Source organism: Pseudomonas sp. FW300-N2A2, assembly GCF_017351735.1.
GTDB classification, from domain to species: Bacteria; Pseudomonadota; Gammaproteobacteria; order Pseudomonadales; family Pseudomonadaceae; genus Aquipseudomonas; species Aquipseudomonas migulae.
This window is the reverse complement of record NZ_JACNDU010000020.1, coordinates 41,264-54,263: the sequence shown is the minus strand read 5'-3', so window position 1 is coordinate 54,263 and position 13,000 is coordinate 41,264. Positions and strand designations below refer to the sequence as shown.

General features: G+C 60.3%; 15 protein-coding genes. 12 read left to right on the top strand and 3 right to left on the bottom strand.

Features of this window, described 5'->3' with window-relative positions; translation table 11 throughout:
• Positions 1-66: 66 nt before the first annotated feature.
• A complete protein-coding gene (hemH, locus tag J4E42_RS21240; protein WP_207286094.1) occupies positions 67-1,089 on the bottom strand; it encodes a ferrochelatase in 1,023 nt (340 codons plus the stop codon).
• Positions 1,090-1,102: 13 nt separating this feature from the next.
• Positions 1,103-2,005, bottom strand: coding sequence for a TIGR01777 family oxidoreductase (locus tag J4E42_RS21235; protein WP_207286093.1), 903 nt, complete (start codon positions 2,003-2,005; stop codon positions 1,103-1,105).
• Positions 2,006-2,201: 196 nt separating this feature from the next.
• On the opposite strand from J4E42_RS21235, the gene J4E42_RS21230 reads away from it, so the two are divergent.
• The 12 genes from J4E42_RS21230 to J4E42_RS21175 all read left to right on the top strand — a co-directional run bounded on the left by J4E42_RS21230 (position 2,202) and on the right by J4E42_RS21175 (position 12,339).
• A complete protein-coding gene (locus J4E42_RS21230; RefSeq protein ID WP_008037229.1) occupies positions 2,202-3,188 on the top strand; it encodes an NAD(P)/FAD-dependent oxidoreductase in 987 nt (328 codons plus the stop codon).
• Positions 3,185-3,400: a TIGR02450 family Trp-rich protein gene (locus J4E42_RS21225; RefSeq protein ID WP_008025883.1), complete on the top strand. Its 216-nt coding sequence runs from the start codon at positions 3,185-3,187 to the stop codon at positions 3,398-3,400. Before J4E42_RS21230 ends, J4E42_RS21225 begins: the two co-directional genes overlap by 4 nt.
• Positions 3,401-3,605: 205 nt before the next feature.
• Positions 3,606-4,565, top strand: coding sequence for a DUF523 and DUF1722 domain-containing protein (locus J4E42_RS21220; protein ID WP_207286092.1), 960 nt, complete (start codon positions 3,606-3,608; stop codon positions 4,563-4,565).
• Positions 4,565-5,506 (top strand): MerR family transcriptional regulator, encoded by a 942-nt coding sequence (locus tag J4E42_RS21215; protein WP_008037224.1) that lies wholly within the window; start codon positions 4,565-4,567, stop codon positions 5,504-5,506. Before J4E42_RS21220 ends, J4E42_RS21215 begins: the two co-directional genes overlap by 1 nt.
• 21 nt (positions 5,507-5,527) lie before the next feature.
• Entirely contained in the window at positions 5,528-6,973 is a 1,446-nt protein-coding gene (phrB, locus tag J4E42_RS21210) for a deoxyribodipyrimidine photo-lyase (RefSeq protein ID WP_207286091.1), read from the top strand.
• Entirely contained in the window at positions 6,966-7,388 is a 423-nt protein-coding gene (locus J4E42_RS21205) for a nuclear transport factor 2 family protein (protein WP_008037220.1), read from the top strand. The genes phrB and J4E42_RS21205 overlap by 8 nt, the downstream gene beginning before the upstream one ends.
• On the top strand, positions 7,385-8,167 hold the full coding sequence (locus J4E42_RS21200; protein ID WP_192228947.1) for an SDR family oxidoreductase: 783 nt from the start codon (positions 7,385-7,387) through the stop codon (positions 8,165-8,167). The genes J4E42_RS21205 and J4E42_RS21200 overlap by 4 nt, the downstream gene beginning before the upstream one ends.
• Entirely contained in the window at positions 8,164-9,411 is a 1,248-nt protein-coding gene (locus J4E42_RS21195; protein WP_207286090.1) for an FAD-dependent oxidoreductase, read from the top strand. The genes J4E42_RS21200 and J4E42_RS21195 overlap by 4 nt, the downstream gene beginning before the upstream one ends.
• Positions 9,408-10,223 (top strand): DUF1365 domain-containing protein, encoded by an 816-nt coding sequence (locus J4E42_RS21190; RefSeq protein WP_008025869.1) that lies wholly within the window; start codon positions 9,408-9,410, stop codon positions 10,221-10,223. The genes J4E42_RS21195 and J4E42_RS21190 overlap by 4 nt, the downstream gene beginning before the upstream one ends.
• Complete coding sequence (locus tag J4E42_RS21185; protein WP_207286089.1) at positions 10,210-11,481, top strand: cyclopropane-fatty-acyl-phospholipid synthase family protein; 1,272 nt, start codon at positions 10,210-10,212, stop codon at positions 11,479-11,481. The genes J4E42_RS21190 and J4E42_RS21185 overlap by 14 nt, the downstream gene beginning before the upstream one ends.
• Complete coding sequence (locus tag J4E42_RS21180) at positions 11,474-11,980, top strand: DUF2878 domain-containing protein (RefSeq protein ID WP_008037214.1); 507 nt, start codon at positions 11,474-11,476, stop codon at positions 11,978-11,980. The genes J4E42_RS21185 and J4E42_RS21180 overlap by 8 nt, the downstream gene beginning before the upstream one ends.
• Before the next feature lie 53 nt (positions 11,981-12,033).
• Positions 12,034-12,339: a YkgJ family cysteine cluster protein gene (locus tag J4E42_RS21175; protein ID WP_008025864.1), complete on the top strand. Its 306-nt coding sequence runs from the start codon at positions 12,034-12,036 to the stop codon at positions 12,337-12,339.
• Positions 12,340-12,460: 121 nt separating this feature from the next.
• Here J4E42_RS21175 and J4E42_RS21170 read toward each other — a convergent pair whose 3' ends face one another.
• Positions 12,461-12,979: an acyloxyacyl hydrolase gene (locus tag J4E42_RS21170; protein ID WP_192419158.1), complete on the bottom strand. Its 519-nt coding sequence runs from the start codon at positions 12,977-12,979 to the stop codon at positions 12,461-12,463.
• Positions 12,980-13,000: the final 21 nt, after the last annotated feature.

The window sequence follows — 13,000 nt, the reverse complement described above, 5'->3', positions numbered from 1 at the left end:
GCCGGCTCCTACACAGGTCGCGTGATCAACACGAATCCTGTAGGAGCCGGCTTGCCGGCGATGCTTTTAAAGCGCCAACGGCGCTCGCTCGCACAAGGCGTTCAACGCCTTCGCCCACTGCGGATCATCGTTGAGGCACGGCACCAGCACCAACTCCTCACCTCCCGCTTCGCGGAACTGTTCTTTCCCGCGATCACCGATTTCTTCCAGCGTCTCGATGCAATCGGCAACGAACGCCGGGCACATCACCAGCACCTTCCTCACGCCCATTCCCGCCAACTCATCAAGGCGCGCTTCGGTGTAGGGTTCGATCCATTTCGCCCGACCCAGCCGCGACTGAAACGACACCGACCATTTGCCGTCCGGCAGGCCCATGCGCTTGGCGAATTCCGCTGCGGTGCGCAGGCACTGGCCGCGGTAACAGGTCGCGACGACTTCCGGTGGCGCACCGGCGCAGCAATCGCCGCCACCTTCAAAACTGTGCCCCGGGTTGAGCTTCTTCAGATGCCGCTCCGGCAAGCCATGGAAGCTCAGCAACAGATGATCGAAGTCCTGCTCCAGATGCGGTTTGGCGCTGGCCACCAGGGCATCGATGTATTCCGGCTGATCGTAGAACGGCTCGAGTATCGAGAACTGCACATTGAGTTTGTGCTCGCTCACCACCCGCTTGGCTTCCTCGATCACCGTGGTCACGGTGCTGTCGGCAAACTGCGGATAAAGCGGCGCGAGGGTAATTCGCTTGTGGCCCTGGGCGGCGAGTTGCAGCAGTTTCGACTCAATCGACGGCTCGCCATAACGCATCGCCAGCTCCACCGGCCCGTGGCTCCACTGTGCACTCATGGCCTGTTGCAAGCGGCGGCTGAGCACCACCAGTGGCGAGCCCTCCTCCCACCAGATCGAGGCGTAGGCATGGGCCGACTGCTCCGGGCGTCTGATCAAAATCAGCGAGACCAGCAAACGGCGCACCGGCCATGGCAGGTCGATCACATATGGGTCCATCAGAAATTGATTGAGGTAGCTGCGCACATCCGCCACCGAGGTGGAGGCAGGTGAACCCAGGTTGACCAGAAGCAACGCGTGATCGGTCATGCAACGTCCTATTTCAGAGGCGGCTGGACAAGTCGTCCAGAGCCGCACGCAGGTCAGTGAACTGGAAGGTGAAGCCCGCTTCCAGCAAGCGCGCCGGGACAGCCTTCTGGCCACCCAGCAACAGCAATGACAACTCGCCCAGGCCCACCTTCAAGGCCAGGGCCGGCATGGGCATGAACGCCGGGCGATGCAGCACGCTGCCCAGCGTCTTGGCAAATTCGCGATTGCGCACCGGTTTGGGCGCGCAGGCATTATAAGGACCGCTGGCGCTTTTCTGATGCAGAAGAAAATCAATCAAGGCAATTTGATCCTTGATATGGATCCACGGCATCCATTGCCGACCAGTGCCCAAAGGCCCGCCCAGCCCCAGTTTGAACGGCAGCAACAGCCGCGACAAAAAGCCGCCCTCGGCCGACAGCACCAAGCCGGTGCGAACGAAGATCACGCGAATGCCCAAGGCTTCGGCACGCTGAGCGGTTTCTTCCCAGGCAATGCACAACTGACTGGCAAAATCATCGATCACCGGAGGGGAATGTTCAGTCAACTCCCGTTCGCCCCCGTCGCCATACCAGCCAATGGCAGAGCCCGAAATCAACACCTGCGGTTTCTGTTCACGGTTTTCGAGCCACGCCAGCAAGGTTTCCGTCAGGGTGATGCGGCTGCTCCACAGCAAGGCTTTACGTCGGTGGGTCCAGAGCCGGTCGGCAATCGGCGCACCCGCGAGGTTGATAATCGCATCCACCGGTTCCTGACCGAGGTCCTCGAGTCGGGCCACCGCGCGCACCTGGGCGCCACAGACTTTCGCGACTTTGGCCGGCGTCCGGCTCCAGACGGTCAGACGATGTCCCTGACTCAACCAGTGGCGGCAGAGCTGACGTCCTATCAAACCAGTACCGCCGGTCAGCAATATGTGCATGACTTCTTCCTCGCGTGGCGTTTTACCCTGATCACTAGTCTATTTTTATAAGCAGGGATCTTTGATATCGGGCAGGGTCTGTGTTTAACAATAGGCCAAGCTGTCAGAACGAGAACGCTAAAAGTTATACCGAAAAACAATATTGTACAGGTTTCAACCACGGCGTAGTCTGTACAGAAAGGTAAACGAGGCCCCTATGACTGTACCTATCGCAATCATCGGCACCGGCATTGCCGGACTCTCAGCCGCCCAGGCCCTCACGGACGCAGGGCATGTCGTTCAACTTTTCGATAAAAGCCGCGGCAGTGGCGGACGCATGTCGAGCAAGCGCAGCGATGCGGGTGCGCTGGACATGGGCGCGCAATATTTCACTGCGCGTGATCGCCGCTTTGTCACGGAAGTCCAGCGTTGGCAAGCCAAAGGCTGGGTCGCCGAATGGGCGCCGCAGCTTTATACCTACCACGGCGGCCAGCTCAACCTGTCGCCGGACGAACAGACGCGCTGGGTCGGCACGCCACGCATGAGCGCCATCACCCGTGGCCTGATTGGCGATCTGGAAGTGCATTTTGCCTGCCGCATTACCGAGGTCTATCGCGGTGAAGAACACTGGCATCTGCAGGATGCCGAAGGGTTCACTCATGGCCCGTTCAGTCACGTGATCGTCGCCACGCCAGCACCGCAAGCGACCGCCTTGCTGGCCTCCGCGCCGAAACTCGCAGGCGCCGCCGCCGGGGTCAAAATGGACCCGACCTGGGCCGTCGCACTGGCCTTCGATACTCCGCTGGATACACCCATGGAAGGCTGCTTCGTGCAAGACAGCCCACTCGACTGGCTGGCGCGCAACCGCAGCAAACCGGGGCGCGACAACACCAAGGACACCTGGGTATTGCACGCGACCAGCACCTGGAGCCGGCAACATATCGACCTGTCCAAGGAAGCCGTGATCGAGCAACTGCACGGCGCGTTCGCCGAACTGCTCCACAGCGCCATGCCTGCGCCGAGCTTCAGCCTCGCGCACCGCTGGCTCTACGCCCGCCCCGCCAGCAGCCATGAATGGGGCACGCTGGCCGATGCCGACCTGGGTCTTTACGCGTGTGGCGACTGGTGCCTGTCCGGTCGTGTCGAAGGTGCCTGGCTCAGCGGTCAGGAAGCCGCCCGCCGCCTGCACGAACACCTGCAGTGAACCGCATCAACCCGAGCAAATTGCTGCTGTCGAAATGGACAGCAGCCCACCCGCAAAACCGCGAAAAACATTTTCTGGTCATCGAGCTGTTCCGCGACGAGGAAGGCACGGTGCTGGACGTCGAATTGCAGGCAGTGCTGACCAAGCGCAATCAACGCCTGAGCTGGCAAACCCTGAAAAACAGCAACGCCTGGTTACTGGGCTGGAATTAGATCCCTGTAGGAGCCAGCTTGCTGGCGATCCAAACGCCGCGATCATTCAGGAATACCGCGTCATCGTTCATCGCCGGCAAGCCGGCTCCTACCAACACGCCAAATACTTATACAAACAATTTGACTTGTACACCTTTGAATCTATGATGAAACACATGTTGTACAGAAATTAAATCCTGTACAGGTTTGGATTCGAGGTGCTCCGATGCTCCACGCCAGCGCGAAACCGAAAATCGCCATCAGCGCCTGCCTGATGGGCGCCGAGGTGCGTTTCAATGGCGGGCACAAAGAATCGCGGCTGTGCAGCCGCACTCTCACCGAGTATTTCGATTTCGTCCCGGTGTGCCCGGAAGTCGCCATCGGCCTGGGCATTCCTCGCCAGCCCATTCGACTGGTCGGTGATGCTGAACGCCCCGAAGCCATCGGCACTGTTCACCCCGAACTGAATGTCACCCGGCCGCTGTCCGATTACGCCCGGAAGATGGCCGCCGAACTGGACGATGTCTGCGGCTACATCTTCATGCAGAAATCACCGTCGTGTGGACTGGATCGGGTCAAGGTCTACCACGCCAACGGTGCACCGGTAGACGGCGGTGGCCGTGGCATCTATGCCCAGGCTTTCTGTGCGCTGCACCCGGACCTGCCGGTGGAAGAAGACGGCCGGCTCAACGACCCGGTGCTGCGGGAAAACTTTCTCACCCGCGTGTTCGCCTACAGCGCCTGGCAACAGTTGCTGCAAGCAGGGCTGACTCGTCGCGGATTGACCGAATTTCACTCGCGCTACAAATACCTGCTGATGGCCCACAACCCGGTGCAGTACAAAACCCTGGGCAATCTGCTGGGCAACATGGGCCGGATCGACCCGAAAGAACTCGGCCCTCGCTATTTCAGCGAACTGATGGCGGCCTTGAAAAAGTGCGCCACGCGCCGCACCCACACCAACGTCCTGCAACACATCAGTGGTTACCTCAAGCAGGTCATCAGCGCTGAAGACAAACAGGAAGTGCAACACGTCATCGGCCAGTACCGCCACGGCATCGTGCCGCTGGTGGTGCCGCTGACGCTGCTCAAACATCACTTTCGCCAACACCCGGATCCATACATTGCGCAACAGGTTTACCTGCAACCGCACCCGGAAAACCTCAGCCTGCGAAACGCGATCTGATGAAAATCCCACTCGACACCAGTGCCCGCGAAGACCTCGGCGCCGACTTCAAGAAAGCCCTCGATGAAGGCTGGCTGCCAATTCGTGAAGTGGCCCGGCAGACCGGCGTCAACGCCGTCACCTTGCGCGCCTGGGAACGGCGTTACGGTTTGATCGTGCCGCAACGCACGCCCAAAGGGCATCGGCTGTTCAGCGCCGAACACGTACAACGCATCCTGACAATCCTCACCTGGCTCAATCGCGGCGTGGCCGTCAGCCAGGTCAAGCAACTGCTCGACACCCCGCAAGCCTTTGGCGAATCGGTCGAAAATGATTGGCAGGTGATGTGCAACACGCTGCTGCAAGCAGTCACTCGGCTCAACGAACGCACCCTGGATGACACAGTCAACCAGGCGATTGCGTTGTACCCGCCGCGGACTTTGTGCGAACAACTGTTGATGCCGTTGCTGGCCGAACTTGAACAACGCTGGCAAGGCCAGTTTGGCTCACAGATGGAGCGAGTGTTTTTTCACTCCTGGTTACGCAGCAAATTCGGCGCGCGCATCTACCATAACAACCGTCAACTGCGCACCGCACCGCTGCTGTTGATCAATCACTCCGACCTGCCGCTGGAACCGCATCTGTGGCTCACCGCGTGGTTGATCAGCAGCGCCGATTGCCCGGTGGAAGTGTTCGACTGGCCGTTGCCGGCGGGCGAGCTCGCACTGGCGGTCGATCACCTGCAAGCCCGTGGCGTACTGCTGTATTCCAGCAAAGCCATGAACCTTGCGCAGCTGCCGAAACTTTTCAACGGTGTCAGTTGCCCAAAAATGATTGCCGGACCAACGGTATGCATCCACCACGCCGAGTTGTCCGTAAAAACCACAGAGATTGCTGAATTGTTCCTGGCCGAAGATCCGCTATCGGCGCATCAGGACCTGGTACAGCGCGGGCTTATTTAAATGAATCGTACGGACACCACCATGCAAATGATCTGGCTGCGCAGCGACTTGCGTCTACATGACAACACAGCTCTCTCGGCCGCCGCTTCCCGGGGGCCGAGCGTGGCGGTGTACCTGTTGAGCCCGGAACAATGGCGCGAGCATGACGACGCGCCGTGCAAAGTGGATTTCTGGCTGCGCAACCTCCGTGAACTGAGCCGTGCACTTGGCGAGTTGAACATCCCGTTGCTGATTCGCACGGCCTCTCGCTGGGATGAAGCGCCGAAGGTTCTGCTCGACCTGTGCCAGCAGTTGAAGATCGACGCGGTGCACGTCAACGAGGAATACGGCATTCACGAAAGCCGTCGTGATGCGGCGGTGGCCGACGCACTGAAAACCAAAGGCGTCGACTTTTATAGCTACCTCGATCAGTTGCTGTTCAGCCCCGGCACCGTGCTGACCAAGACCGGCACCTATTTCCAGGTCTTCAGTCAGTTCCGCAAAGTCTGCTACGACCGTCTGCACCGTTCATTGCCGAGTCTCGTCAGGGCGCCAGCGCTGCAATCGAAGCTGAACATCGACAGCGATGAAATCCCTTCAAGCGTTGCAGGCTTCGACACGCCCAGCGACACCTTGCGCGCGCTCTGGCCCGCCGGTGAAGCCGAAGCCCGACGCCGTCTGGACACCTTCGCCGATGCGCAGATCGACTACTACAAAAGTGAGCGTGACTTCCCGGCCAAACCCGGCACCAGTCAGCTCTCGGCTTACCTGGCGGCCGGCGTCATTTCCCCGCGCCAGTGCTTGCATGCCGCCCTGCAAAGCAATCAGGGCGAGTTCGAAAGCGGCAAAGTCGGCGCCGTCACCTGGATCAACGAATTGCTGTGGCGCGAGTTCTACAAACACATTCTGGTGGGCTACCCGCGCGTCTCCCGTCACCGCGCCTTCCGCCCGGAAACTGAAGCCCTGGCCTGGCGCGACGCTCCTGACGAACTGGCAGCCTGGCAAGAAGCGCGCACCGGTCTGCCGATCATCGACGCGGCGATGCGCCAACTGCTTGAAACCGGCTGGATGCACAACCGCTTGCGCATGGTGGTGGCGATGTTCCTCACCAAAAACCTGCTGATCGACTGGCGTGAAGGCGAACGTTTTTTCATGCGGCACCTGATCGATGGCGATCTCGCGGCGAATAACGGTGGCTGGCAATGGAGCTCATCCACCGGCACCGATTCGGCGCCCTATTTCCGGATTTTCAACCCGCTCAGCCAATCGGAAAAATTCGACAGCGAAGGCCTGTTCATCAAGCACTGGTTGCCGGAGCTGGCCGGGCTGAACAAGAAAGACGTGCACAACCCGGCGAACCTCGGCGGGTTGTTTGGCGTGGCAGGTTATCCGTCGCCGATCGTCAATCTAAGTACATCCCGTACACGCGCACTGGCGGCGTTCAAAAACCTGCCGTCGCGACAGAACGCGGGAGGCGGTTATGAGTGATTTCCTGCGCCGCTTCGCCTGGCAGTTTGCCGAGCTGAACAAAGACAACCTGCAGCGCCTGAATGAGCTGTACGCCGACGATGTGCACTTCACCGATCCGCTGCACGAAGTACAGGGCCTCGCGCATTTGCGCAGTTATTTCAGCGAGCTCTACGCCAACGTCAGCGAGCTGCGTTTCGATTTTCACGGCTTCGACCAGATCGGCGAAGGCGAAGGTTATCTGCGCTGGGTCATGAGCTACCGCCATCCGCACCTGGCCGGCGGGCGCTTGATTCGGGTGGACGGCTGCTCGCACCTGCTCTGGAGCGACAAGGTTTATCGCCACCGGGATTACTTCGATGCCGGGGCGCTGCTTTACGAACATGTACCCGTATTGGGCCGGGCAATTGCCTGGTTGAAAAGGAGAATGGGATGAGCCTTACACCTCCACGACGATATTGGCTGACTGGCGCCAGCAGTGGCATTGGCGCCGCGCTGGCCGAGGAGATTCTGAAAACCGGCGCCCATCTGGCGGTCAGTTCACGTTCGCTGGCGCCGATGAAAGTCTTGTCGCAACGCTATCCCGGGCAAGTGCTGGTGGTGGCGGGTGACCTGACCAACAGCCAGACCGTACGCGAAATCGGCGAGCAGATCGCGCAAGACTGGGGCTCGCTGGATACGGTGATTCTCAATGCTGGCACCTGCGAATACGTCGACGTTCAGCAGTTCGATTCGTCGCTCGTCGAGCACGTGGTGCGCACCAATCTGCTGGCCAGCAGTTACTGCATCGAAGCCGCCCTGCCGCTGTTGCGCAAAGGCCTCGCGCCACATCTGGTGGGCGTCGCCAGTTCGGTGACTTACCTGCCGCTGCCACGGGCGGAGGCGTATGGCGCGTCGAAGGCCGGGCTGCGTTATCTGTTCGAATCGTTGCGCATTGACCTGGCGCCCGAAGGCATCGAAGTCACCGTAGTCAGCCCGGGGTTCGTCGAGACTCCGCTGACGGCGAAGAACGATTTCCCGATGCCGCTCAGTTGGCCGGTGGGCAAAGCGGCGCGGCACATCTTCGAAAAACTGAAGCATCGGCCACTGGAGATCGCGTTCCCGGCGCTGTTCATGGCGGCGCTCTGGCCGCTGTCGAAAATGCCCAACCGGGTGAAGCTCGCCATCGGCAAACGCATGGTCCGCAGCAGTCCGCCGATCAAGGACGTGCCGTGAACATCGCCATCATCGGCAGCGGCATCTCGGGGCTGACCAGTGCTTACCTGCTGAATCGCCGCCACGAGATCACCCTGTTCGAGGCCGATGACCGGGTCGGCGGCCACACCCACACCGTGGACGTGAAAGTCGATGGCGAGCTTCAATCCGTGGACACCGGTTTCATCGTGTTCAACGACTGGACCTACCCGAACTTCATTCGCTTGCTGGGTCAGATCGGCGTGGGTTTCAAAGCGACCGAGATGAGTTTCTCGGTCACCGATCCGGACAGCGGCCTGGAGTACAACGGCAACAACCTCAACAGCCTGTTCGCCCAGCGCCGCAACCTGCTGTCACCGGGGTTCTGGGGCATGCTGCGCGACATTGTGCGCTTCAACAAGCGCGCCCGGCTCGACCTGTCCGAGGGCCGGATCGCGGCGCACACCACGCTCGATGAATACCTCAAGGCCGGCGGTTACGGCGAGCGGTTCATCCTGCATTACATCGTGCCGATGGGCGCGGCGATCTGGTCGATGCCGATGGCCGACATGCTGAATTTTCCGCTGCAATTCTTTGTGCGGTTTTTCAAGAATCACGGTTTGCTGTCGGTCAACAATCGCCCGCAATGGCGTGTGATCGAGGGCGGCTCGAGTGCTTACATCGCACCCTTGACCGCAACCTTTAACCGGAAGATCCGCCTCAACTGCCCCGTGATGCAGGTCGAGCGCGATGCCGATGGCGTCGTGATCCACAGCAGCGCCGGCAGCGAACGCTTCGACAAAGTGGTGTTCGCCTGCCACAGCGATCAGGCGCTGAAACTGCTGGCCAAACCGAGCGATGCCGAACAGTCGATCCTCGGTGCCCTGCCCTACGCCGACAACGAAGTGGTGCTGCACACCGACACGCGCCTGCTGCCTTCGCGCACACTCGCCCGGGCCAGCTGGAATTACCGCCTCGGTGGCGCCGGCCATACGCTGGCGGCGGTCACCTACGACATGAACATCCTGCAAGGCATCCAGAGCGACACCACGTTTTGCGTCAGCCTCAACCAGAGCGCCGGCATCAGCCCGGCCATGGTGCTCGGCCGATTCACCTACGCCCATCCTCAATACAGCCTGGCGGCGGTGGCAGCGCAGGAGCGCTGGGAAGAATTGAATGGCGCGCAACACAGCTTTTATTGCGGCGCCTACTGGGCCAACGGTTTCCATGAAGATGGCGTGGTCAGCGCGTTGCGCGTGGCCCGCTCGTTCGGGGAAGTGCTGTGAACAGCGCGTTCTACAGCGGCTGGATCGCCCATCGGCGGTTTGCCCCAAGGCGCCATGAATTCCGTTACCGGATCGGCCTGCTGTACCTCGATCTCGATGAACAGGACGCCGTACTCGGGCTATCTCCGCTGTCGGGCAACCGCCGTTTCTCGCCGTTTTCGTTTCGCGAAAGCGACTACCTCAAAGCCTTCACCGGCAATGGCATGCGCCTGATCGATGCGGTGCGCGAACAGGTCCGCCAGGCCATTGGTCATGCGCCACAAGGTTCGGTCTGCCTGCTGACCCAGCCTCGCAGTTGGGGCCTGGCGTTCAACCCGGTGAGCTTTTTTTATTGTTACGAAGCCGACGGCCAACTGGCGGCAATCGTTGCCGAAGTCACCAATACCCCGTGGCGCGAGCGTTATCACTACGTGTTGCCGGCCAGGACGCCGGATGACCTGCGCGATTTCCATCAGCATTTCGCCGTGGCCAAGGCCTTTCATGTGTCGCCGTTTCTGCCACGCGATCTCGAACACCGCATGAGCTTCAGCCCCGTCGCGAAAAAACTCGGCGTGCACATGGCCGACTGGCAGGGCGAACTGAAGCTGTTCGACGCCACGCTCAACCTGAAACGCGAAGCCCTGAGTCGCGCCAGCCTGCACCGGTACCTGCGGCGCTTTCCGTGGATGACCGCAAAAACCTGCCTGGCGATTTATTGGCAAGCCCTGCGCCTGCTGTTCAAACGCGTGCCGATATTTGCTCATCAAGCTGCCGACGGCAGCTTTCAAACCGCCACCGTTCCGCCCAAGGATCGCCGCCATGAAATCCTCTAGCGTCTCGGCCAAAGCCACTCTACTCAGCACTAACGGCTTGACCGGGACGTTGCTGCGTCGCGGTGTGCTGCGGCAACTGGCGCACCTCAAGCACGGGCAACTGGTGGTGATCGAGGATGGCGAGCGGCAGGTCTTCGGCACCGCAGGCAGTCATTTGCAGGGGGAAATCCACATCCTCGACGCAGCGGCGTGGGGGCTGGTGGCGAGTAACGGTTCGATCGGCGCGGGCGAGGCATTTATCCACGGTTACTGGAGCTCGCCGGACCTGACGGCGGTGGTTCGCGTGTTTGTCAGTAACCTTGACGTACTTGATTCGCTGGAAGGTGGCCTGGCGAAACTCGGCCGGCCCTTCGTTCAAGGCCTGCACTGGCTCAATCGCAATACACGCAAGGGTTCGCAGAAAAACATCGCTGCTCACTATGACCTGGGCAACGACCTGTTCGAACAGTTTCTCGACCCGACCATGATGTATTCGGCCGCACAATTTCTAAGTCCCGAGGACAGTCTGGAACAGGCGCAGCTGAACAAACTGGAGCGGATCTGCCAGAAACTCGACCTCAAACCCAGCGATCATCTGCTGGAAATCGGCACCGGCTGGGGCAGCATGGCGCTGTACGCGGCGCAGAATTATGGCTGCAAAGTCACCACCACCACGCTGTCCAGGGAGCAGTACGCGTTTACCGCGCAACGGATCGAAACCCTCGGACTACAAGACCAGGTCACGTTGTTGCTCAAGGATTACCGCGACCTCACCGGGCAGTACGACAAACTGGTGTCGATCGAGATGATCGAAGCTGTAGGCCATCGCTTTCTGCCGACCTACTTCAAGCAGTGCGCGCACTTGCTCAAGAGCAATGGCTTGATGCTGTTGCAGGCGATCACCATCCGCGAACAGCGCTACGAGCAGGCCAAGGGCAGTGTCGACTTCATTCAGCGCTACATCTTCCCCGGCGGCGCCCTGCCCTGCGTGCAGAAAATGCTCGAGATCGTCAGCCGCGACACCGACATGAACTTGCTGCACATGGAGGATTTCGGCCTGCACTACGCGCGAACCTTGCGCCTGTGGCATGAGAATTTTCGCCGCGCCCAAGGCCGCTTGAGCGAATTGGGCTACGACGATTATTTCCTGCGGCTGTGGGAGTTTTACCTGTGCTACTGCGAAGGTGGTTTCCTGGAGCGCACCATCGGCACCGCGCAGTTGCTGCTGGCCAAACCTTCGGCGATCACCGCGCCGCTGCTCGGCCGTTTCGATGCTTGAACGCCTGGCCAACGCCGTGCTGTTCCAGCTCGGCTGGCTTGCCTGCGTGATCGGCGGCAACAGTCTGTGGTTATTGGTGGCGCTGGGCGCTTTGGTGATTCACCTGCTGTGGATAAGTCGCTGGGCGGACGAAGGCCGGCTGATTCTCAGCGTTGTGCTGCTGGGCACGACCGTCGACAGCTCATTGCGCTGGCTGGGGGTGTTCGAGTTCAACGATGTCGCGCCGCTGATTCCGCTATGGCTGATGCTGTTGTGGGCGTTGCTGGCCACGACGTTGCGCCATTGCCTGCAATGGAGCGCAACGCCCTGGTGGCTGGGCTGCTTGCTGGGCGCCGTGGGTGGGCCGTTGTCGTATTACGCGGGAGGACAACTGGCCGGGGTGCAATTCCCTTACGGCCAATTACCGACGCTGATCGGCATCGGATTACTCTGGGCGCTGCTGTTTCCCACGCTGCATTTCATGGCCCGGCGCCTGGCGTCGTCCGACACCCACGACTGAGCGTCCGTCCGGCCTTTCACACAGCACCGACCGACTGACTTACACTGCGTGCCATGAAAACCATTCCCCACACGCAAATCACCGAGCCTGCGGTCACGTGCTCGACCTGCGCGGCCTGCTGCTGCCAGCTCGAAGTGATGCTGATCACCGACACGGGCGTGCCCGAACGTTTTATCGATACCGATGATTGGGGCGGGGAAGTCATGCTGCGCCTGGACGACGGCTGGTGCGCTGCGCTGGATCGCAACACGATGATGTGCACGATCTACGAAAAACGCCCGCTGATCTGCCGGGAGTTCGAGATGGGCGCACCGGAGTGCATCGAAGAGCGCCAGGGGATTAGCACAGCGTATCGATGATCTTGAAAACACCCCGCTCCCTGTAGGAGCCGGCTTGCCGGCGATGGTGTGTCAGTCGACATCACCGTAGCTGACCCACCATCGCTGGCAAGCCAGCTCCTACAAGGGACCGCTTTTAGTCTTACAACGGCATCGTGTAGTGCAGCGCGTAACTTTCTACACCATCGTTCGGGCTGCTGAGCCCCGCATTGGAATAGTGCGTCGCACGAATCCCGACTTCATGCCCACCCGCAAAACGCAGACCAAAGCCAAAACGGTCTTCGAACTGAAAGGCACTGCCCAGTTCGTTGCCTTCAAGTTCGGTATTCGAGAACGCCGCCACGCCAACCCCGAGCTCTAGATAAGGTTTGACGTTCTGACCGGCGAACTCATAAACAAACACCGGCGAGAAAGACAGGCTGTGGTTGCTGGAAGTCTTGTCGCCTTCCCAATAGGTGTAGGCACCACTCCAGTAACCGGTCAAACGACCGACGTCACTTTGCAACCAGCTCTTGTCCCAATCGAATTGCATGCCCAATCGATAGGTCATGGTCGAATCGCTGGTCTGGCCGACCCCGAACTCCACGCCTGCCGCCTGTGCGGTAAAACTTTGCCCCATCAATGCGGCCGCAATCGCGGCCAAGCAGAATAGTCGCTTCATAGAAACATCCTTTTCCGTACG

Excerpts from the sequence above, each read along its gene's own strand:
- hemH (WP_207286094.1), bottom strand. The coding sequence starts at position 1,089 with ATGACCGATCACGCGTTGCTTCTGGTCAACCTGGGTTCACCTGCCTCC.
- J4E42_RS21235 (WP_207286093.1), bottom strand. The coding sequence starts at position 2,005 with ATGCACATATTGCTGACCGGCGGTACTGGTTTGATAGGACGTCAGCTC.
- J4E42_RS21230 (WP_008037229.1), top strand. The coding sequence starts at position 2,202 with ATGACTGTACCTATCGCAATCATCGGCACCGGCATTGCCGGACTCTCA.
- J4E42_RS21220 (WP_207286092.1), top strand. The coding sequence starts at position 3,606 with ATGCTCCACGCCAGCGCGAAACCGAAAATCGCCATCAGCGCCTGCCTG.
- J4E42_RS21215 (WP_008037224.1), top strand. The coding sequence starts at position 4,565 with ATGAAAATCCCACTCGACACCAGTGCCCGCGAAGACCTCGGCGCCGAC.
- phrB (WP_207286091.1), top strand. The coding sequence starts at position 5,528 with ATGCAAATGATCTGGCTGCGCAGCGACTTGCGTCTACATGACAACACA.
- J4E42_RS21205 (WP_008037220.1), top strand. The coding sequence starts at position 6,966 with ATGAGTGATTTCCTGCGCCGCTTCGCCTGGCAGTTTGCCGAGCTGAAC.
- J4E42_RS21200 (WP_192228947.1), top strand. The coding sequence starts at position 7,385 with ATGAGCCTTACACCTCCACGACGATATTGGCTGACTGGCGCCAGCAGT.
- J4E42_RS21185 (WP_207286089.1), top strand. The coding sequence starts at position 10,210 with ATGAAATCCTCTAGCGTCTCGGCCAAAGCCACTCTACTCAGCACTAAC.
- J4E42_RS21180 (WP_008037214.1), top strand. The coding sequence starts at position 11,474 with ATGCTTGAACGCCTGGCCAACGCCGTGCTGTTCCAGCTCGGCTGGCTT.
- J4E42_RS21175 (WP_008025864.1), top strand. The coding sequence starts at position 12,034 with ATGAAAACCATTCCCCACACGCAAATCACCGAGCCTGCGGTCACGTGC.
- J4E42_RS21170 (WP_192419158.1), bottom strand. The coding sequence starts at position 12,979 with ATGAAGCGACTATTCTGCTTGGCCGCGATTGCGGCCGCATTGATGGGG.